Origin of the sequence: Vibrio tasmaniensis (genome assembly GCF_024347635.1) — a bacterium.
Classification (GTDB): domain Bacteria; phylum Pseudomonadota; class Gammaproteobacteria; order Enterobacterales; family Vibrionaceae; genus Vibrio; species Vibrio tasmaniensis.
On sequence record NZ_AP025511.1, the window covers coordinates 1,122,865 to 1,144,543 of the forward strand.

Annotated in this window: 12 protein-coding genes; 8 read left to right on the plus strand and 4 right to left on the minus strand. The window is 42.5% G+C overall.

Features of this window, described 5'->3' with window-relative positions; all coding sequences use genetic code 11:
- Nucleotides 1-132 precede the first annotated feature (132 nt).
- Together OCV44_RS19255 and OCV44_RS19260 are read left to right on the plus strand one after the other, a co-directional pair.
- On the plus strand, nt 133-1,158 hold the full coding sequence (locus tag OCV44_RS19255) for a response regulator (protein ID WP_139685229.1): 1,026 nt from the start codon (nt 133-135) through the stop codon (nt 1,156-1,158).
- Entirely contained in the window at nt 1,151-6,073 is a 4,923-nt protein-coding gene (locus OCV44_RS19260; RefSeq protein WP_139685230.1) for an ATP-binding protein, read from the plus strand. The genes OCV44_RS19255 and OCV44_RS19260 overlap by 8 nt, the downstream gene beginning before the upstream one ends.
- A 151-nt stretch (nt 6,074-6,224) precedes the next feature.
- Here OCV44_RS19260 and OCV44_RS19265 read toward each other — a convergent pair whose 3' ends face one another.
- A complete protein-coding gene (locus OCV44_RS19265; protein WP_139685231.1) occupies nt 6,225-7,115 on the minus strand; it encodes a LysR family transcriptional regulator in 891 nt (296 codons plus the stop codon).
- A gap of 316 nt (nt 7,116-7,431) precedes the next feature.
- Between OCV44_RS19265 and OCV44_RS19270 the strand changes: the two genes are divergently transcribed.
- Together OCV44_RS19270 and OCV44_RS19275 are read left to right on the plus strand one after the other, a co-directional pair.
- Nucleotides 7,432-8,607 (plus strand): MFS transporter, encoded by a 1,176-nt coding sequence (locus tag OCV44_RS19270; protein WP_139685232.1) that lies wholly within the window; start codon nt 7,432-7,434, stop codon nt 8,605-8,607.
- Between the two features lie 223 nt (nt 8,608-8,830).
- Nucleotides 8,831-9,931 (plus strand): GGDEF domain-containing protein, encoded by a 1,101-nt coding sequence (locus OCV44_RS19275; protein WP_139685233.1) that lies wholly within the window; start codon nt 8,831-8,833, stop codon nt 9,929-9,931.
- A gap of 231 nt (nt 9,932-10,162) precedes the next feature.
- On the opposite strand, the gene OCV44_RS19280 is transcribed toward OCV44_RS19275, so the two are convergent.
- Nucleotides 10,163-11,128 (minus strand): hypothetical protein, encoded by a 966-nt coding sequence (locus OCV44_RS19280; RefSeq protein ID WP_139685234.1) that lies wholly within the window; start codon nt 11,126-11,128, stop codon nt 10,163-10,165.
- A 151-nt stretch (nt 11,129-11,279) separates the two neighbouring features.
- Between OCV44_RS19280 and OCV44_RS19285 the strand changes: the two genes are divergently transcribed.
- Both OCV44_RS19285 and OCV44_RS19290 read left to right on the plus strand, forming a co-directional pair.
- Nucleotides 11,280-11,747, plus strand: a complete 468-nt coding sequence (locus OCV44_RS19285) for an Lrp/AsnC family transcriptional regulator (RefSeq protein WP_086050773.1) — start codon at nt 11,280-11,282, stop codon at nt 11,745-11,747.
- A gap of 206 nt (nt 11,748-11,953) precedes the next feature.
- Entirely contained in the window at nt 11,954-13,516 is a 1,563-nt protein-coding gene (locus OCV44_RS19290) for a methyl-accepting chemotaxis protein (RefSeq protein WP_139685235.1), read from the plus strand.
- A 348-nt stretch (nt 13,517-13,864) separates the two neighbouring features.
- Here the strand turns inward: OCV44_RS19290 and tkt are convergent, their stop codons facing one another.
- Both tkt and tal read right to left on the minus strand, forming a co-directional pair.
- Nucleotides 13,865-15,856, minus strand: a complete 1,992-nt coding sequence (gene tkt, locus OCV44_RS19295; protein WP_139685236.1) for a transketolase — start codon at nt 15,854-15,856, stop codon at nt 13,865-13,867.
- An 86-nt stretch (nt 15,857-15,942) separates the two neighbouring features.
- Nucleotides 15,943-16,893 (minus strand): transaldolase, encoded by a 951-nt coding sequence (tal, locus tag OCV44_RS19300; protein WP_029223051.1) that lies wholly within the window; start codon nt 16,891-16,893, stop codon nt 15,943-15,945.
- Nucleotides 16,894-17,352: 459 nt separating this feature from the next.
- Here tal and OCV44_RS19305 point away from each other — a divergent pair, with 459 nt between their 5' ends.
- Both OCV44_RS19305 and OCV44_RS19310 read left to right on the plus strand, forming a co-directional pair.
- Nucleotides 17,353-18,345: a sugar-binding transcriptional regulator gene (locus OCV44_RS19305; protein WP_139685237.1), complete on the plus strand. Its 993-nt coding sequence runs from the start codon at nt 17,353-17,355 to the stop codon at nt 18,343-18,345.
- A 269-nt stretch (nt 18,346-18,614) separates the two neighbouring features.
- On the plus strand, nt 18,615-21,629 hold the full coding sequence (locus OCV44_RS19310) for a M6 family metalloprotease domain-containing protein (RefSeq protein WP_139685238.1): 3,015 nt from the start codon (nt 18,615-18,617) through the stop codon (nt 21,627-21,629).
- Nucleotides 21,630-21,679 lie beyond the last annotated feature (50 nt).

Consider the following 21,679-nt stretch of genomic DNA (forward strand, 5'->3'; position numbering starts at 1 on the left):
GCAAACGTTGGTTTGATGTCCCTCGAAGATCTACTCTTCATTTTCAATAAACAATTGATATTTTTTCTGATTAACCTCTAAAAATCGTTCTACACTATGTTTATAACTGTTTGATTTTTATACGAGGTGTCAATGAGTCGTAAACCAATAGTGTTAGTCGTAGATGACACCCCAAGTAACTTGGATGTGTTGACTGCAATACTCAAAGATACCTATCAAGTAAAGGTCGCGATTAATGGCACCATTGGTATTAAAATTGCCAAGATGGTACCTCAGCCAGACCTTATTCTCCTTGATATCATGATGCCTGACATCGACGGCTACGAAGTGTGTCGTCAATTAAAATCTCAACCAAATACTGCGCATATCCCCATTATATTCGTTACTGCGAAGATTGGCCCAGAAGCCGAAGTGAAAGGGTTATCTTTAGGTGCTGTCGATTACCTAACCAAGCCGATAACCCCTGCTATTGCACTCCAGCGTGTGAAAACGCATATCGCACTTTATGACCAACAACGCGCGTTGTTTAGTCAGGTAAAAGAGAAAACTCAAGAGATCAATCTCGGTAAGTTAGAAACACTGAACATATTGGGTAGAGCTGCTGAATTTAAAGACAATGAAACCGGCATGCACGTTAAGCGCATGAGTCACTACTGTGAAGTGCTAGCGAAAGCCTTGGGCATGACAGATGAAGACGCCGAGACGTTGCGAGATGCAGCACCAATGCATGATATTGGCAAGATTGGCATTCCCGATAGTGTGCTGCTAAAGCCCGGAAAGTTGGATGCCGGTGAGTGGAATATCATGCAGAAACACGTCGAATACGGTGTTGAAATTCTTGGTAGGCAGAGCGATTCCAAACTGATGCGTACGGCCCTTCAAGTATCGCAGTATCACCATGAGAAGTGGGATGGCAGTGGTTATCCAAACCAGGTAGCTGGCGAAGATATCCCATTGGTTGGAAGAATTGCGGCTGTTGCTGATGTGTTTGATGCCCTGACCGCAGAGCGCCCTTATAAAAAAGCTTGGAGTATAGATGAGGCGCTGAACCTGTTTGAAGAACAGAAAGGCAAACATTTTGACCCAACTATCGTTGATATGTTCTTTCTTAAGTTACCCGAGATTCTTGCGATTAAAGAGAAGTTTAGCGATGAGTGATGGCTTGATGTGGTCGCTAAATCGTTTTGTATTATCTCTTGTCATGGGCTTATTGGTGTGGCCACTGGCCATTCGCAGTGCAAACGCCGGCGAAGTGACCGATGCAACGTTAAATCAGTGGCTTGAAACACAACCTACCATCACCTTTATTGCGCTTTCTGATCATTACCCTTACTCATTTATCGATGATGATGGAAAGGTTTCAGGGATCATCAAAGACTGGGCCTTAGATCTTGAGAATCGGTTTGGTGTTCATACGCGATTTATCAGCGTGGACTCACGTATTAAGGCCAAAGACGCTTTGTTAGAAGGGCGAGGGGATGTGTTCCCTTTCCAACAATTTGACCCCAGTGAAGGTGGCCGTTTTCTCGCGAGTGATCCTTATCTTCCTTATCAGGTCGCAGTGATTGTTCCCATCGACAACAAAATAGACACCAACATCGACCAAACTCAAAAGCGCCGTATCGCGATGGTTAATGAAAATATCGACTTGGAGCGAGCTGGTGTCCAATTGAGCGCTATTGAGCGAGTGGATTTTGATAACGTTATTGATGCATTACGTGCGTTAGGGGCAGGCGATGTTGAAGGTATAGTCGGTGAGCCTATCACCACTATGGAACTCGCTAAAAAAATTGGCGTGCATGATCTAGCGGTTAACTATGTTTTGGAGCATTGGAAAAGGCTAGAAGCATCAATGGTGATTCGCATCGATGAACCAGAACTGCTGACGCTGATCAACAAACAAATTGAAACCTTCGATGTTGAGAATAAGAACCAGATTCTATCGAAGTGGTTAGATAGCTCTCCCTATCGAGTGCCGTTGAAAGGCGTGTTTGGTTTTGGTAACCCTCCGTATATGTATCCAGACAGCACCGCGGTCGGGCTAGAACACGACGTTATTCAACGTGCTTTTAATGATATGGGATACAAGCTGGGTGACGTTGTCACTATCCCTCCCAGCGCCGCTAGAAAGGCCATCGATAACAACAACTCCATCGCTTTTGTTTCTGGCATTCAGTTTGATGATCCCAATGCACACTTCTTAAGTGATAGTGTAATCAATGTTGACTTTGTTCCTGTTTCACTGACTCGACGTAAGCTCAAACTCCAGTCACAGAAAGACTTGTCACTAGGGGCATTGCTGTTCGACGAGACCTCCCCAATTAAAAATTCTGTTGAAGTACTGAAGGGGCAGTTAGCCATCGATCGGGTAGAAGACTATGAAAGTCTTGAATCGGCATTCTCACAGCTTAGGGCTCAAAATGTTGACCTGTTAATGGTTGAACGGAGAGTGCTGAAGTGGTTTATCACCAATACTCGTTTTATCGAAATGGCAGAGCTAACGTTACATGAAGATTATAAAGTTGAGTATCCGACTTATGTTGACTTTAAAAGTGAAGAAATCAGAGACAGCTTTAATGCCGCGATTAAAAAGCTTAAACAGACCGATGATGGCTTAGGTCAAATTATCGAGAGGCAAGTTCAGAATGATTTAAGCCAAGTTCTTAAAAAAGCGAATATTATCGCGCAAATATCTGCTTATTTCATCGTCAATGACCGCTTTGATGAGTTGACCGAAGTTTTTGAAATTTTCGACACCGATAGTTCTTTTCAGGTGATTACCGCACAAGCAGATAACAATAATCGCCCGATCAAATCTTGGTACATCGGTAACCTAGTTGATGAGTATGGAGACAAAAAAAACACCTCTCATTTCTCGTCGGTAACTAAAGTGGCGAATTATCGCACTAAGGGAGGAAGCACCAACTCTGGTTCGATGACTTTCTATTTTGATGTTAATTCGTTAGAGCGAAACCATGTTTATTTTCCAGCCGTCGAACAATTCAGTTCTTTCGGTGACGCGGCAAAACGCTATATTGCGGACGTTTACCAAACCAATAATCTGACTGGAGAGATCTTAAACCTAAGCCAAAAAGAGAGAAAGTGGATTAAAGATCATCCGGATGTACGGATAGGTATCGATCCCAACTCTTTGCCTTACGAAGCGGTATCCAATTCCGGTGAATACATCGGGATGATTGACGATTACCTAACGCTAATTGAACAAAAAACAGGGCTAAACATTCATCATGTGGACGTGGCGAACTGGTCAGAAACTCGAAGCTTGGTTGATCATCATAAAGTAGAACTGGTCTCTGCAGCTCAAGAGAATCGTTCTTTAGGAGACAACGTAAAAGCAGTCAAGAGCCTGTTTTCAAGCCGTTTGGCTATTGCATCGAGACGAGACGTAAGCAGTTTGGTGCTTGAGGAAGCTGAGGGTTGGAAAATCGGTATCCTAAATAACGCGGCAAACACCGACGCGATTATCGAAAAATATCCGAACGTTGAATGGGTAGAGCTAGAATCCACTGAAGATGGGCTCAATCGATTGGATGACAAAACCTTAGATGGCATGATCGACACTGTCGACGTTCTCAACTACCTCATTGACTCATTTGGCCACCGGGAGATCGGAATTATCGGACGACTCGACTTTTTCCTTTCACCCACCTTACACGTCATTAAGTCTGAACCTTTGCTTTATTCGATTGTGAATAAGGCGGTTGAGAGCATTTCTGCTGAAGAACGTCAAAAGATATCGGCGAAGTGGGCAGCACCAAAAGCGATAGAAAGAGTCGACTATGAATTGGTTTATACCATTTCAGGTTTTGCTTTGGTGATCGTTTTACTTATCGTTTTCTGGAATCGAAAGCTCTCGAAACAAATAAGCATTGCCAATGATGCAACAGAGGCGCTTAAGAAGGCTCAGGAGCAGCTCTACAATATGCTTAACAGCTCTCCTATCGCCGCGAGTGTTGTGTTTGAAGAGAAGGTTCGTTATGCCAACGACACTGCCAAACAGCTGTTTGGGTTTGAAGGTCTTGATCTTGATTCTATCGATGTGACTTCTATTCATGACTCTTTATCCGCTCGGGATGATGTACATAAGGAGCTCAAGCTCAATGGCAAGGTGGTAAACCGGGAGTTGGTGCTTAGAAAATCTGATGGAACCCGCTTCGTTGCTTTAGTCAGCTACTATTTATTCGAGTTAGACGGCGAGATAGCAACACTATTTTGGGCATTCGACATCTCTGAAATGAAGCGTCTGAATGAGCAATTAGAAGAACAGAAAAAGAGAGCGGATCTTGCGAGCCAAGCGAAATCTGAATTCTTAGCCAATATGAGCCATGAAATTAGAACGCCAATGAACGCAATAATTGGTTTGTCTTATTTGGCAATTGGTGAAATATCTAATCCTGTTGCTCGAAACTATATCGAGAAAGTGCACCGTTCGGGGCATTCATTGTTAAGCATCATTAATGACATCCTCGACTTCTCAAAGATAGAGGCGGGACACCTTGTCATTGATCATATCCCATTTGACCCAATGACCAACTTTCAAGATGTCATTGAATTGATGGAATCCAAAGCGGTTGAGAAGCGACTTAAGTTGTCTATGTCGATAGATCCAGAGCTAAACACTCCGTTGATTGGTGACCCATTAAGATTGTTTCAGGTCATTCTGAACCTAATAGGTAACGCCGTTAAATTCACTTCGCATGGACATGTGACTTTGAATGCTATTCATCTCGAATCCAATGATAGTACTGTGAGTATGAAGGTGGTTGTTTCAGATACAGGGATAGGAATTTCAGAAGACAATAAGCACAAACTCTTTCAAGCATTCAGTCAGGCAGATAGTACTACCACGAGAAAGTTCGGAGGTACTGGTTTGGGGCTAAATATCAGTCAAAAACTCGTGAAAGCCATGGGTAGTGAAATTTCAGTTGCGAGTGTTTTGGGTAAGGGCAGTGAATTCTCTTTCGTTCTCACTCTGCCTAGGTCAGACGCAAAGGAACTCGTACTCTTTAAATCACAAGAGCTCAAGCTGGATTATCATATAGAGTTCAAAGGGCAAAAGGTATTATTGGTCGAAGATAATGAGTTAAATCAAGACCTAGCATTGGCATTTTTCAAGCGTACGAACTTGAGTGCTGACTTGGCTGAGAACGGAGAAGAAGCGGTAGCGCTAGCCAAAAATAATAGCTATGAAATGATTCTTATGGACCTTCAAATGCCCGTTATGGATGGCTTTGAAGCGACGCGTCAGATCCGTGAGTTTGATACGCAGATCCCTATTATAGCGATGTCTGCCAATGTGTTTGCTGATGCCAAGCAAAGAGCAAGGGACGCAGGTGTAACGGACTTCTTAGACAAGCCGATTATTATCGATAAAGCGACGTCGTTGCTCATCAAATACATAGTGCCTGAGGTGATGGTAGAAGGAAAGGCGGCTCTGTTAGATGAGCAGGCAGAGCAACTTGAATACCTAACAAGTAAACCTAATAGCAATGATGCTATCAGTGTGTTTTCTCAGCAGCGGTTCGACCAACTCACTCTTCATTATTCGGAACTACAAAATAAACTGGTTGAGAAGTTCCATAGCAGTGCGCCAAGTATGATGGTTGATGCGTTTGATAATTTGGCACAAGACGATTGGATTACGCTTGAAAGAAACTTGCATACCTTGAAAAGCATGGCTGTGTCGATTGGCGGACTCCAGTTGGCTGATTTAATGGGAGAGTTAGAAGAGAAAGCTCAGAACGGTTTGTGTGATGAGCAAGAGCTCAGAGAAGGTGAGGCGCGGTTAGTTGAGCTCATTGCAGCAACGGACAGCAAGATTGTTAAGCCACAGGTAGAGGCAATGAGTGAAGCGAGTGCGATGGGAGCCGCGGTCAAGGAAGAACAAAGGCTTAAGCTACTTTCACTGCTGGAAGCCTATGATAACGATGCGACTCAGTACGTGGCTGAATTACTGGCACAGTATCCACATTCAGCAGTTCTTAAAGATGTCCAAACTGCGTTAGATAACTATGACTTCGATCGAGCGTGTGAGGTTCTCAATACCTTGTAATAAGCCGCTTTGCTTAGTCGGCATGTCATAGTTGCTGCCTTATAGCTATTACTGTCTGAATGATAAGCACTTTAATACTAAAGCCTTTAATCTTCTAGGTTAAAGGCTTTGGATTTAATCAACGAATCAACGAATCAACGAATCAACGCTTCTAACCACTGACGTTCTGTTTAATCAGATCGATAACCGTATCGTATCGGTGTGGCAGCTTTCGGTTTCGTTTTTGAACCAAATACAGCGTTTCTTCAACTTCTACCTTTGGCGGCACAACGTGTAGCTTGTCTCTTTCAGGGAAATGTTCAACCGCACCAGCAGGTAATACAGTAAAACCTAACCCTTTTGATACTGGCAGCAAGATCTGATGAAGCTGATTGATGTAACCAGATCTTGGTATTTCATTAACGTTGATGTTCGCTAGGTCTTTATCTCCGCACAGGTCGAAATACAAAGACAGATAGTGTGCAGAATCTGGGTGTGCAATCAGACCTATGTCATTCAATACTTGCGGCGTTATCTCTAAATCAGCAAGGCCGTAATGGACGATAAGACACAATGCTTCTTTTCCGATAACTTGGCTTTGGTAGTAGCTGTCGTTTGGGGAATGCCTAACAATGCCGATATCGGTAGTGCCTTCGATTAGGTCATTCAATATCTTTTTGTTTGGAGCTGCTTCTAGGTTAATACTGAGTTCTTGGTGTTGCTGCTGAAGTTCAAGAAGCTTGGGATACAGACGCAAAGAGAGTGAACCAGAGCAAGATAAGTGGCATTGCCCAGCATAAGGGTTATCAAAACTCAGAGACTCAAAAAGATCTTCCTGGTCTTTCTCAAGCTTGAGCGCATAGCGATACATAATCCGACCCTGTTCGGTCAGCTCAAAGCTCTTATTTTCCCGAGAAAGCAGGTCACAATTGCAAGCTTGTTCAAGCTTCTTGATGTGCTGGCTCACCCCTGGTTGGGTCATGTACAACTTTTCAGCCGTTTGGGTGAAATGGCCAACGTCAACCAGAGTCTTAAACGTATTGAGCCAAAGCGGATTGATCATACTCACCTTCAAATGCTAAAGCCTATAAATAACAAGGCTTATAAATAACAAGGCTTATAAATAACAAGACTTATAAATAACAGAGCCTCTAAGTAATAAAGCCCATCAATAACAGGAAATTATTATTATCTCAAGTAATGATAATTTCAACTCTAGCGTCTTTAGTAACGCTGATCAAAGTCAATGTGATGGTAACTCTTTCTATTAGTTCATCGGTCTATTGGTCGCTTTGTAGAGTTGCTATGAGTAACAAAGTGTTGCGACTTTGTTGGATTTTTGGTCTATTGATCAACTGTGCTCATATTTAGGAACAAAGATGAATAGAAACGTTTGGCTGCTCTCGTTGTGTCAGGCTTTATTGATGACGGGTAACATATTACTGATTTCTGTGATTGGCTTGATAGGCAAACAGATAGCCCCCAGTGTCAGCATGATTACTTTGCCCGTTGCGTTACAGTTTTTGGGCTTAATGGCAGCCACCATTCCTGCGTCTTTAATTTCGGGTAAGTTAGGGCGAAAACGAGGGTTTAGTATCGGTAATGTCGTTGGCATTACAGGGGCTAGCCTTGCCACTTACGCGTTGTCTCAACAACACTTTTATCTGTTCTGCTTCGCCACATTTTTGCTTGGGATAGGTATCGGTTTTGGTACGCTTTATCGTTTCGCTGCAATTGAAGTGTGTGATGAAAATGCTCGCCATCGTGCGATATCTATCTCCATGGCTGGTGGCGTTTTAGCCGCAGTATTAGGGCCAAATTTGGCGATTATGTCGCAACAGTGGTCGCAAGATGGTTTGTATATTGGTGCTTTTGCTTCTTTGATTGGATTGAACATTCTTGCGTTACTCATCTTACAAACCATTCAATTCCCAAAAGTCTCTTTTAATAGTCAGGCGCCTAAATCTGATCCTCTTAGTGTGATAGTGAAAGCGCCTAACTTTATTGGCGCAGTGTTTGCCGCCATGGTCGCTTACGCGGTGATGAATATCCTGATGACTGCAACGCCATTGGCAATGATTGGTTGTGGCTTTGACTTTACGAAAGCAGCCGGTGTGATTGAGTGGCATGTGTTGGGTATGTTTGTACCTGCATTTTTTACCGGCTCACTCATCGAGAAATTCGGTTCAAGAATGATGATCCTTGCGGGTGGTGTGTTATTTGTGGTGAGTATCGCCATCAATATCCATGGCGTATCAATTTGGCACTTCAGGACGGCTTTGGTTGTACTTGGTGTGGGTTGGAACTTTATGTTCATCGCCGCAACAGGATTGTTTAGTCAGTCTTACCAATCGCAAAACAAAGCCAAGGCACAAGCGTTTAATGAATTTATTGTTTTTGGTTGTGTGACGATTACAGCCATGCTCTCTGGCTGGTTAGAGTCAACTGTGGGGTGGCAAAACCTCAATGTTTACGTGTTGCCTTTCGTGCTAGCAGTAATTGTAATTTTTGCTTTTAGTGCAAAAGTATCTAGGGTTGAAAATAGCAGGTACTAAATTTAAGTTTATTTCATTCTTTTTTAGTAGGTTGCTTTATGTAGGCAACCTACATAACTATTGATGTATTTGGATCATTGGCCAAGGTGGTTGCAGATAAAATTATGGAAAGTATAATGAACGCTGCGCCATTTTCTTAATATAAATAAATATTTTAGTATGTTTATTTTTGTTAATGATTTTTTAATTTAATTCAGGTAGTTGTATATTTATTGGAGTAGGAATGGCTAATGTTCATCCTAGATTGATTAAAAATGTTGTTGAACAGACACCAAGAGCAATGATTGCGATGCTTATTGTATCTATTGCTTATGGAGTAATGTTTTTAAAATTTATTCCAATACTTGTTTTGTGCCTTTGGTTTTTTTGTCAAATTCTATTGGCATGGGCAAGATTATATAATGCAAAATTGTTCGCGGTTCATTTGAATAATTTAAATATTAATGGTTTGAACCGTAATGAACTGTTTTTTGTGATTCTTAATGTATTTCAAGCTATTACTTGGACAATATCATCATTACTAGTTATGAAGTACGCACCTCAACCATTTGAGTTTGTCAGCTTTGTTTTAATTATTGGTATAATAACTGCCGCAGCGCTGTCAATGTCATCATTATATCGTGCGTATCTTGTTTTCTTCTTCTCTATGTTGATACCCCAAATTTTCATCATGCTTTATTATGGTGAACACCAACATATTAGTTTGGTTATATTTACAATAATATATATTCCAGCAACTATATTATTGTCTAAGTCAATGTTGAATAACCGAATGTCTAGTATTTTGGCTCATGAAGAGATTGAAAGAAGCGCCGAAGCATTTAAACAGCTTTCGACAGTAGATAATCTAACCAATATACACAATCGACGCTATTTCTTTGAAATGTCCCAGTCATTGTTACTAATGACTGGCAGAGAAAAGAAATCAGTTTCAATGCTAATGATTGATGTCGACAACTTTAAAGCAATTAATGATAACTATGGGCATCAAGCGGGCGACTATGTACTGACTTGCTTAGCTAGGGATATAGAGTGCTTAATGCGAAAAAGTGACTTATTTGCCAGGATTGGAGGCGAAGAGTTTGCAATATTACTCGATAATACCTCGTTTGAGGATGCTAAAAATATAGCTGGGCGGATAATCAAAACAGTAGAGGCCGGTGCTGTAATTTATAATCAGAGAGCAATTGATGTGACGGTGAGTATAGGTATCTCCGCACTAAATAATGAAATTACCTGTATTGAAGAGTTGTATGTTTGTGCAGATAAAAATCTCTATCAAGCTAAAGCTAAGGGAAGAAATCAATTTTACCCATCGCTTTGAGGCCTCTAGAAAAATTCAAGGGATATACGAATGCGTAATCTGCAGCGATAACTAAAACAATCAATCATTAAACCGTTTAAGGGTTTTCAGCATCTCACTGGTGTTGTACTCCATATTAATTTGAGTGATAGCAGAGCCTGTTGGTAAGAGAGCCCGTATTTGGGCTCTTCTAGTAATAAATTTAACCTGAACAACAATGGCAGTTAAGCTATTTTGGGTAAGCTAGCTCAGCTATGATTGTGATACATCGCGATAAAAATAACGTTGACAAATGCGTGGGCTCACACGCTTAATGGCGTTTGATATTAAAGCGACAACCAGCACCGAGAATACAAGCCTCCCCCAAAATATGGTGTAGAAGTCAGCACCAATTAACATGATCAAAAGTGTATCTTCAATCAAACTGTGGAGTAGATTGAGCAGCATGATTGCAGTGAATACATCTCTTGCTGAGATATGTCCTTTCTTGGCTTCATTGATTAATAAGCCGCCACCAAACGAAAGGCCAAGCGTGATTCCTATTATTGTTAGGTTCGTGGCGTCCTTGCTGATTCCCAGTAATCTCAAGAATGGTCTCAACAATACTGCCATGAGTTTCTCTACACCTAGAACCTTTAAGATCTTGAGTAACAGTAATAGTGCTGAGATCACCATGAAGATAACCGCAAAGTTCTTGAACTGTTCAAGCGCCCAACCAAGATAGCTAGTGTCTCCAGATACTTCCGGTTGCCAAAGCACGGTTGCTGGGTAGTTGAGCAAATCACCGTATTGATAACTGAGGTTGAGCAGCCATGCCAGCACCAAGCTTCCACCCACTCTCACCGATAGGGTAGCCAGCCAGCTTACACCTGCTTTTTTTGCAATTGCGCCTTCAATTGGCAATGAGTGAGCAAGGAGCATCATGCTGCCTAAAATTGAAGCTTGAGCGACCGTTAAGGGAACATCGGAATTAATAAGAATAATTAGCCCGGCATAGATGTTGGTGAGTAGGGTGGTTGCCCATACTAGGCCCATTTCTTTCGGTAATCCGACGCTTTCCATTATAGGGCTTAGCCATTCGCTAAGAATCATTATGCCGCCAAGCTCTTCGACGACTTTTATCAATATGATAATTGGAATCATGATGCGGAAAAGCGTCGAGGTGACATCGAGGATTTCTTTGAGGAGCTCTTTAAAAAATTGATAGGCTGATTTCATTATTACGACCATAACTCGTTGTGTTGTATCAAAAGATCTTACCGCGATTGTTGTGATTATTATTTCAAAAATAACCTATAAAGCTACCTGATATTTTTAAATTGTCGTAAAGTAAGAAATTATCAATCACAAAACCATGGTTTAAGAAATTATGGAAATAGACCGTATAGATAGAAGCATATTGGTTGAGCTTCAGAAGAACAACCGGATCCCAAATCAATCGTTAGCCGAGATCGTAGGGCTATCACCTCCGGCTTGCTTAAAGCGAGTGAAACGATTGAGACAAGAGGGTGTGATAGTCGGTGATGTATCGATCATTAATCCTGATCTTACAGGCAGCAAGATGACCTTAGTTGTGTCCGTGGAAATGGAGCGCGACCGAGGGGATATCTATCAAATTTTTCGCCATTCTATTTCTAAGGCAGCAGAGGTCACTCAGTGCTATCAGATATCGGGCAGCTTTGACTTTATGTTGATTGTTACGGTCAAAGACATTCAAGCTTACGAAGACTTTGTTGAGCGAGTATTGCGTAAGGATCTTAATATTCGCAAATTCCATACTTCTGTCTCTATGAGAACCGTGAAATTTACCACTGCAGTTAACTTAGATGAGTCATGACCTTTAGTCAGATAGAGGTGTGAATAATTAGAGCAAAGGCATAATAGTTGGGGAAGAGGCTTAGCGTTTAGAGTTTTGTGAAGTGCATGGGTTATTTTTGTCTAAATAGCCGTCATTTACACAAAATGTTACGTTCACATTTTGTAAGAACTTTAATAATTGTATATATTCCTCCGCTACAATAATAGTTAACAAAAGTTAATATAATGACAACCAGCTCTTCTTCTCAATCTCGTGAAACGCTTTTAAGCGAAAATGAACAACTTGTCTCGACTACTGACCTCAAAGGTGTGATTACTTACAGTAATGACGCTTTTTGCCACATTGCAGAATACAGCCAAGATGAATTACTAGGACAACACCATAATATTGTTAGGCATGCTGATATGCCGAAAGCGGCTTTTGCTGATATGTGGGTGAATCTAAAACAAGGCAAGGCGTGGCGTGGGATCGTAAAAAACAAGACTAAATCTGGTGGATACTACTGGGTTGATGCGTACGTTACCCCTATTTATGATGGCGGGAAGGTAAGTGGCTACCAGTCTGTTCGTGTTAAGCCGAAAAGCGAATGGGTACAAGTTGCAGATAAGGCTTATCAAAGCTTATTGAAGGCTGAAAAGTCGGGTCGTCAATGGTCGTTACAGATCAGTGATAGTGTTCGTTATGCCGTGTTATTAGGTTCCCTTGTTGCTCCTGTGATTTCAAACCTAGTCGAAGTAGGGCAAGTATCGCAATGGTTGTTGAGTCTACTCCCTGTTTCAGCGCTAGCGTTGCTTTTCCGACAAGAACTTATTGAAACCCCATTACAGTTGAAAAAACTGCAATCCAAATTTGATAGTGTCAGTCGCCTTGTCTATTCAGGTAATAGTCAGTTCTCCGTTGCCGATTTTCACTTAAAACTATTGTCTGCTCGAATCCGCACCGTATTAGGCCGCATGACAGACTCTGCCAAGCCACTACAAGATTTGGCTGACAACCTTAATGCGACGTCATTTCAAGTGACTGAAGCGCTTGATCAGCAAACGAAAGACATTCTTCAGGTGCGCGAAGCAACGGAAGAGGTTGAAGTTACCGCCAATGAAGTGTCATCTCGTACCGAAGAAGCCCACCAAATTGTCGACGTTACCCTGCAAACTTGTGCTGGCGCGAAAGAGAGTATTGATCAAACCCATCGTAGCCTTGAAAACTTGGCATCTCAGGCAGAGAAAGCGACACACACGACTTACCAATTGAGCGACCAAGCGCAAAGCGTGAGCAAGATAATGGAAGAGATCGGTGGAATTGCCGAACAAACCAATTTGTTGGCGCTGAATGCTGCGATTGAAGCGGCGAGAGCGGGCGAGCAAGGACGAGGTTTTGCCGTTGTGGCCGACGAAGTCCGTGCACTATCTGGGCGAACGTCAAAGGCTACGGTTCAGATCAAAGAGAGCATTGATACCATGCTGGCGACGATCGAAGGCTGGCAGAAAGATATTTTGGCGAACCGAGACCAAACCGACGCGTGTGGCGATGTTGCTAAGGTGAGTGCAGAGCGTTTATCTGAAGTTGAAAACCTAATGCAGTCGATGAATGAATTGATGCAGTCTGTTGAAAGTTCTGCTCATAAACAACGTGAACTCTCGAGCGAAGTGAACCTACATATGCAGTCTATCGCTTCTACCGCAGAGCAAAATTTGGTTGCCACGCATTCAGTGAAAGACCACTCCACTGATCTAAAAGAGCAAGTGAATGAGTTCTATCACTTAGCGAAGCGCTTCGAAGAAAAATAGCGGCTATATTTAAGTCGAGCGAGAAATAAGGAAAGCCTTGCGATATTAGCAAGGTTTTTTTGTGGGTCAAAAGGGCAGTTTACAAAAACAGATTATACCAATCACAGTAAGTAAGTGATCAAAATTAGCGTAGGGAAAAGGCTTGAGAACAAGGCAGGATTTTTCGATAAGTAGTTATTCTACAATCAAAAATTCTAACGCAGTTATCGAGCGTTTTAGTAAGCTAGGGTGACCAGTTATTTACTACGATTGGTATTAATAGGCTACAGCTACAAAAAAGCCCCGCATTTTCATGCGGGGCATTCAGTATGCATCAACCCTTTTAAGGGCGAGACAATTTAATCAAGACTAAGCAAGAATCTCTTTCGCTGTGTTTACTACGTTTTCAGTAGTGAAACCAAACATCTTGAATAGCTCGCCTGCTGGTGCAGATTCGCCGAACGTTGTCATACCGATGATCTTGCCACCGAAACCAACGTACTTGTACCAGAAGTCAGCAATGCCAGCTTCTACTGCGATACGTGCTGTAACGTCAGATGGAAGTACAGACTCACGGTACTGCGCGTCTTGCTTGTCGAATGCGTCAGTTGCAGGCATAGATACTACACGTACCGCTTTACCTTCAGCTGTTAGTTCAGCAGCAGCGCTAACCGCTAGCTCAACTTCAGAACCCGTTGCAATGATGATTAGCTCTGGCTTACCAGCACAATCTTTCAGGATGTAACCACCCTTAGCGATGTTTGCTACTTGTTCAGCGTCACGATCTTGTTGTGCAAGGTTTTGACGAGAGAAGATAAGTGCAGAAGGACCATCTTTGCGCTCGATTGCCAGTTTCCAAGCAACAGCAGACTCAACTTGGTCACATGGGCGCCATGTGCTCATGTTTGGAGTCAGACGTAGAGAAGCGATCTGCTCAACCGGTTGGTGAGTTGGACCATCTTCGCCAAGGCCGATAGAGTCATGAGTGTAAACTTGGATGTTCTGAGTTTTCATCAGAGCAGCCATACGCATTGCGTTACGCGCGTATTCCATGAACATTAGGAACGTTGCGCCGTATGGTACGAAACCACCGTGCAGAGCGATACCGTTCATGATAGCCGTCATACCGAATTCACGTACACCGTAGTGGATGTAGTTACCAGAGAAGTCTTCAGCTGTTAACGACTTAGAACCAGACCACATAGTCAGGTTAGAAGGCGCAAGGTCAGCAGAGCCGCCCATGAACTCTGGTAGCATAGCACCGAACGCTTCTAGAGCATTTTGAGATGCTTTACGTGATGCGATGTTTGCTGGGTTAGCTTGAAGATCAGCGATGATTGCCGATGCTTTCTCTTCCCATTCAGCAGGAAGATCACCGTTTACGCGGCGTTTGAATTCAGCTGCCAGCTCAGGGTATGCTGCTTCATAAGCTGCAAGTTTCTCGTTCCACGCTGCTTCCTTAGCTGCGCCTGCTTCTTTCGCATCCCACTCTGAGTAAACTTCCGACGGAATTTCAAAAGGACCGTGCTCCCAACCTAGTTGCTTACGAGTTGCTGCGATTTCGTCAGCGCCTAATGGTGCACCGTGACAGTCATGCGTACCTGCTTTATTTGGAGAACCAAAGCCGATTACTGTTTTAGTACAGATTAGAGTCGGACGAGGATCCGCTTTAGCTGCTTCGATAGCCGCGTTGATAGCGTCAGCATCGTGACCATCAACTGCTGGGATTACGTGCCAGCCGTAAGCTTCAAAACGCTTAGGTGTATCGTCAGAGAACCAACCTTCAACTTCACCATCGATAGAGATGCCGTTGTCATCCCAGAAAGCAACCAGCTTACCAAGACCTAGCGTACCTGCTAGAGAACATGCTTCGTGAGAAATACCTTCCATCAGACAGCCATCACCCATGAATGCATAAGTGTAGTGGTCTACGATGTCGTGGCCTTCTTTGTTGAACTGTGCCGCAAGCGCTTTCTCAGCCATCGCCATACCAACAGCGTTGGTGATGCCTTGACCTAGAGGACCTGTAGTCGTCTCGATACCTGGTGCGTAACCGTACTCTGGGTGACCTGGAGTCTTAGAGTGCAGTTGACGGAAGTTCTTAAGATCTTCAATTGAAAGTTCGTAACCTGCTAGGTGAAGCAGAGAGTAAATCAGCATAGAGCCGTGGCCGTTAGACAGGATAAAACGGTCGCGGTCAGCCCACTCTGGGTTTGACGGGTTGTGGTTCAGGTGAGAACGCCAAAGAACTTCAGCGATGTCAGCCATGCCCATAGGTGCGCCAGGGTGACCAGAGTTTGCTTGTTGTACGCCGTCCATGCTTAGAGCACGAATTGCGTTAGCTAGATGTTTGCGGTTCATAGAAACTTCCGAATAAAAATTAAGATAAACAAATTGATAAAAGTAGGGGAACTGAACGTTCCCCTATTTGAAATTGGTAAGAGTGATTACAGCTTAGCTGCGATCATGTCTTCTAGTTTGCCTTGGTCAACTGCGAAGTTGCGGATGCCTTCAGCTAGCTTCTCTACAGCCATTGGGTCTTGGTTGTGATCCCATAGGAACTCAGCGTGAGTCATTGCAGCAGGACGCTCTTTAGTACCATTAGAGTCAATTAGCTTCTCTACTACTTCGCCTTCAGCTGCTTCTAGGTCTGCTAGAAGTTGAGGAGCGATAGTTAGACGGTCACAGCCAGCAAGTTCAAGGATCTCGCCGATGTTACGGAAGCTTGCGCCCATAACAACTGTCTTGTAACCGTGCTCTTTGTAGTAGTTGTAGATGTCTGAAACAGAGATTACGCCTGGATCTTCTGAAGCTTCGAAATCACGACCTTCTTTCGCTTTGTACCAGTCCATGATGCGACCAACGAAAGGAGAGATAAGGAATACGCCAGCTTCAGCACAAGCACGTGCTTGAGCGAAAGAGAATAGAAGCGTTAGGTTACAGTTGATGCCTTCTTTCTCTAGGATTTCAGCAGCACGGATGCCTTCCCAAGTAGAAGCCAGTTTGATAAGGATGCGGTCGTTAGTGATGCCAGCGTCGTTGTACATTTTGATAAGTTGACGAGCTTTAGCAACGCTGCCTTCCATGTCGTAAGAAAGACGAGCATCTACTTCAGTAGAGATGCGGCCAGGTACAACATTAAGGATTTCTTTACCAATGTTCACGTTAAGCATGTCACAAGTGTCTTGAACTTGTTGTGCTTTGTCGCCACTTTGCGCTTTAGCGTATTCGATAGAAGCATCGATTAGAGGTGCGTACTCAGCAATTTGAGCGGCTTTAAGAATTAGAGATGGGTTAGTTGTTGCATCTTCCGGAGTGTACTTGCTGATAGCTTCGATATCGCCAGTGTCAGCTACAACAGTTGTTAGTTTACGAAGTTGCTCTAATTTATTGCTCATTTTGATCATCCTATGTATCGCAGAACACCCCTTTAATGGGAGAGGTGTGGGCATTTGCAAGCGAACTAATGAAGTTCCTCATGGTTCTACCAGTGAGTCAAACTTACATTAATTTAAATTTTTCTCCGAACGAACATTTGCACAGAACATTTGATCGCTCGATGAGTAAATGATGTAGCCATATTTATCCGATCTAGCCCCAAAGTCAACGGTAAATAGTGCTGTATGGTGACTTCAGTCAAATATATTTCGCTCTAGTAATCATGGGGTATGCAAGCAAACGTTTAACGAACAAAGTGAGGTGAATTAATCAACAGCAAAACTATGGTCATGATACTGAGTAAATGTTCCTTGTTGTTACATATGTTCAGGGTGTAAGCTTGTGTCTCACTTACTGAGCTCTCCTATATTAGGAAGTTCAGCAGGTAAAATAATTGTTAAATATTGGTTGAGTGGTATATGAGTAATAATATCCAAGATGTTTCCGAAGAAAACACTGATCTCCTAACCGAAGTCGCGGTTGCTTACTATCAAGATGGTGCGACTCAAGAAGAGATTTCCAAAAAGTTCTCTATCTCTCGTGCAAAGGTTGGTCGAATGCTCAAACAAGCCCGCGATGAAGGGATTGTCGAGATCACCGTGAAATACCACCCAGTATTCAGCGCGAAGATCGAACAACGTTTGATCGAACGATTTGGTGTGAAGCGTGCGCTTGTAGCACTAGATCAACCGAACGAAGAGAAGCAACGTCTTCAAGTTGCAGGCTTGGTGTCTAATTACCTAACGAGCACACTGAAAAATGGCATGGTGGTGACAGTAGGACAAGGCCGTAACGTATCGTCTGTTGCTCACCACACTGGCGTAATTACTCCTCGTGATTGTAAGTTTGTATGTGGCATTGGCGGTATTCACCCAAGAGGCGGTATGTTTAATGCTGACCATATATGTAGACAACTCGCCAAGAAATACGGTGGATCTTCTGAAACCTTGTACGCGCCTGCTTATGCAGAGAATAAAGCGCAAAAATCCGCGTTCATGGAAAACAGCACCGTTAAACAAACACTCGATCTTGCCCGAAAAGCCGATGTTGCATTAGTGGGTATTGGTGATATGAGTGAAAACAGCTATATGGTCGACCTAGGTTGGTTTACGGCGGGAGAGGTCGTTCAATCTCGTTTACTACAAGGTGTGGTTGGTGACTTTGCGGGTTATGACTTTTTCGACGTTCACGGCAAAGCCGCGAATACCGTAATGAGTGACCGAGTAATCGGTTTAGGTTTGGAAGAGTTCCGTCCTATCGCGGAAGTTATCGCCATCGCTGCCGAGAACAGTAAGCCATTAGCTTTGTTAGGCGCGTTAAGAACTGGCGTGGTTGACGTGATTGCGACGAGTGTAAGTAATGCTTTAACCGTGCTTAACTTAGATGAGCAGTTGAAACATGCGTCTCCATAGTTAATTCTTTTGTAAATATCTATTATTTTAATAAGTTCGCGGGTTAGTTAAATTGTCCAATAATAAAAGATAGAATTATCCATTATCTATCTTTTGTTTTTATAAATTTATACGACCATAATTAATTCTTATGTCTTAGCCTATAAGTAATATTTATAGGTTTAGTGATAAAGTTAATTGGTTAATATAATTCCTCATTGATAAAGTCTCGTTTTATTTAATAAATGAATTACCTCTTTCAGAGAAATTCAAATAACGAGATTATCCTAATGAGGACAAAATTAATTTGTACATTTATTACAGCAGTCATTGCTGTTTGCTCTGTACAAGCGACTACTTTACCTGCGCCAACTTGGCACACAATGACCTTTATTGATGGCAGTACAAAAGAGCTGCGCTTAATGGGGTCTCAATATATGTTTTGGTACCAAGACCATGATGGTCACCTATACGTTCAGGGTGTTGATAATCAGTGGTACTTTGCTAAATATGAAACAAGTGAAAAAGGAGGGGGGAGTGTTGTTTCAACTGGGGTGTTGGCTTCGAGTGATACTGAAATACCCGTTGAATCAAACATAAAAAACCTAAAAATTGATCCAATACATATCAATGAATCTTTTGACTCACCCGCTGCGAACCACAAAAGATTTACCCCAATGAATACTCAACGCTCACACCTAAACAGTCCTTCGAAAAAAAGGCTCACTGAGCAGGCCTTATTGGTAATACAGGTAAGTTTTTTAGACGAACAGATTGAAAATGATTTTCAGTCGACGATATTTGGTGAAAACCAACAAAGTGTTCAAGATTATTTTCTAAAAAATAGTTATGGGAATTATAAAGTTGTTCCAGCCAAAGAAAATGAAGGAACAAAAAATGATGGTGTTATTAATATCACGCTGGATATAGATCATCCTAACTGCCATTCAAAGTCTGAAAAAAATTGCCAAACTAAGCTCAATAATGTGTTCACAAAGGCATATGAAGCGCTAGATGTTGACTTCGACCTTTCTCTATATGATTCGAACAATGATAATAGCATCTCAGCTCAAGAGCTGTCAGTCATGTTTGTCTTTGCTGGCAATGACAAATCTAGCGGCACACGAAAAACCCCGACAATTTGGCCTCATAAGTATGCTCATAGCACTGTCGAGATCGATGGAAAACGCATTAGTGCTTATTGCTTGTTCGCCGATTATCAAGGTGACCATCAGTCAACAATGGGGGTGATAGCACATGAGCTTGGGCATCTGATGTTAGGGCTTCCAGATTTATATTCTTATAAGCATGACGGTTCTATTGGTCATTGGGGGTTAATGGGAGGGGGCAGTTGGGGGAGAAAACCGACGGATCAGTATGCTGGCGAAACTCCGGTCAACATGTTGGCTTGGAGTAAAGAGGCATCTGGTTTTTTAAAGCCGAAAGTGCTCTCCAATAACGGGAGCATTGAAGTTGGTACAATCAAGGGTGAAAGCGTTATCCACCTTGATCCTTACCTTAAACAGTTTGGGCCTCGTGCTTATGTGGAAAATAGACGCAAAAACGATTATGACCAAGCGCTTCGTGGTGAGGGGTTATTAATCACAGCCGTGAATATAGATAACCAATTCAATAGTTCTGGTCCGATGCAAGTACAGGTATTCCAAGCCGATGGAGAGGGGTTATTAGAAAATGGTTTCTCTTCTGGAGACTCTGGCGATGTCTTCCCTGGTAGAGAATCGGTTACCAATCTCTCCGATGATTCAGAACCTTCCTTAACAGCGATTACGGCGGGGCGAAAGACGGATATCTCAATAACCAATATTGTTAGCGATGATACCAAAGCGAGTTTCTCTTTGTTGGTACCTAACACCAACAACAAATCATCTTGGGTAACCTCTTTTGGGAGAACATACCCACGTTATGACGCGAATATTAATGTTCTAGGTTTCCCCATTGATGTGGTCAAGGGAAACCAAAGTATTGCAGGAATTCACTTTTACGCGAAAGCAACGAGCGTCGCGATGCCGATGTTTTATCGTTTGGTGGAATATCCATATCAATCAAGATTCGGCAATGCAGTTATTGACGAGCAAGCAGCTCGATTGTTACACCGAGGCATCGCGAGGCAGGGCGGTGGACAAATCATTTTTGACGAGAAAATTAAGCTTGGGCTAGGCACAAAGTTAATTGTCTTAGAGATTGAGAATGGTACCCCTGAATACTCAACCCAGTTTTTAGATGCCTATCTAGGGGATGGACAAAGAAAAAGTCAATTTTCAGGATCTATTTCTGATTACAAAACTCGAGGGTTGAGTCGCGGTTTCGGTCAGAATTTCCCTTTTGCTGCGCTTTTTGAGTTGCCAATAGATGCCAGGCCTATTGCTGTCGATGACATGATATCGACCGAGGAAGATACCCCTTTTATGCTTAATTTATTGGCTAATGATATCAATTTGCCGAAGCCAAATAATTATTCTTTTGAAATCGGTCAGAAGCCAATGAAAGGCGTGATCAAAGATGGAACCTACTTCCCAAAGGTTGACCAGTTTGGTCGTGACAGCTTCACATACCGTTTGGTAAATAAGCTAGGGTATGAGACGGATTTTGCCCGTGTGGAAGTTGATATTAAGCCTGTGAATGACGCGCCAAAGTTAACAATAGATAGACTCGAGGTAACGTCTAAGCCCGGTGAAATCGTTACTTTTACGGTAACCGATATTACCGACGTCGATTCTTCTGAGCATGAAATTATGTGGTCTCAAATTCAAGGTCCAAGCCTGAAATTAAGTGGATCACGCTCCAAAGCCCTACAAGTGACAGTACCTAGTGATGCTTCGAAAGGAGAGCGATACCGATTTACAATTTTGGTACAGGACTCGTCAGGAGGTTATGCAAAGCAGTCTGTAGTTCTGGATGTGCAAAGAACGGAAGCTTTATTATTAGGCACCAAATCGTTGCAAGTAAAATATGGAGATACAATCGATTTAGTTCCTATTACTAACGGAGCTAACCACACATTATCTATTTTAGAATTCCCACGCAGTGGTATTGCAAAAATTGTCGATAGTAAGATCATTTATAATGCTCCTGCTCAACGTAAGCTGGCTTTATATGACACTATTAGATATAAGGTTTTATCGGCCGATGGTGATGAGTGGGTTGGGTCGTTTGATATAGAAGTTTTACCGAGTGTTTCAAACGCATCATCTGTGTCATTAAGTCAAGATGATTCGTCAGGAGGAAGCTCCTCACTACCAATCCTCTTTATATTGTGTATGCTCTTTCGACTACGAAAGCAATGATAGAATAAATTGAAATGAAAGAGCTATATTTATTAGTTCTTTTATTTTTT

Bases quoted from the DNA above. Each gene is read 5' to 3' on its own strand.
- OCV44_RS19255 (WP_139685229.1), top strand. From the start codon at position 133: ATGAGTCGTAAACCAATAGTGTTAGTCGTAGATGACACCCCAAGTAAC.
- OCV44_RS19260 (WP_139685230.1), top strand. From the start codon at position 1,151: ATGAGTGATGGCTTGATGTGGTCGCTAAATCGTTTTGTATTATCTCTT.
- OCV44_RS19265 (WP_139685231.1), bottom strand. From the start codon at position 7,115: ATGATCAATCCGCTTTGGCTCAATACGTTTAAGACTCTGGTTGACGTT.
- OCV44_RS19270 (WP_139685232.1), top strand. From the start codon at position 7,432: ATGAATAGAAACGTTTGGCTGCTCTCGTTGTGTCAGGCTTTATTGATG.
- OCV44_RS19275 (WP_139685233.1), top strand. From the start codon at position 8,831: ATGGCTAATGTTCATCCTAGATTGATTAAAAATGTTGTTGAACAGACA.
- OCV44_RS19280 (WP_139685234.1), bottom strand. From the start codon at position 11,128: ATGAAATCAGCCTATCAATTTTTTAAAGAGCTCCTCAAAGAAATCCTC.
- OCV44_RS19285 (WP_086050773.1), top strand. From the start codon at position 11,280: ATGGAAATAGACCGTATAGATAGAAGCATATTGGTTGAGCTTCAGAAG.
- OCV44_RS19290 (WP_139685235.1), top strand. From the start codon at position 11,954: ATGACAACCAGCTCTTCTTCTCAATCTCGTGAAACGCTTTTAAGCGAA.
- tkt (WP_139685236.1), bottom strand. From the start codon at position 15,856: ATGAACCGCAAACATCTAGCTAACGCAATTCGTGCTCTAAGCATGGAC.
- tal (WP_029223051.1), bottom strand. From the start codon at position 16,893: ATGAGCAATAAATTAGAGCAACTTCGTAAACTAACAACTGTTGTAGCT.
- OCV44_RS19305 (WP_139685237.1), top strand. From the start codon at position 17,353: ATGAGTAATAATATCCAAGATGTTTCCGAAGAAAACACTGATCTCCTA.
- OCV44_RS19310 (WP_139685238.1), top strand. From the start codon at position 18,615: ATGAGGACAAAATTAATTTGTACATTTATTACAGCAGTCATTGCTGTT.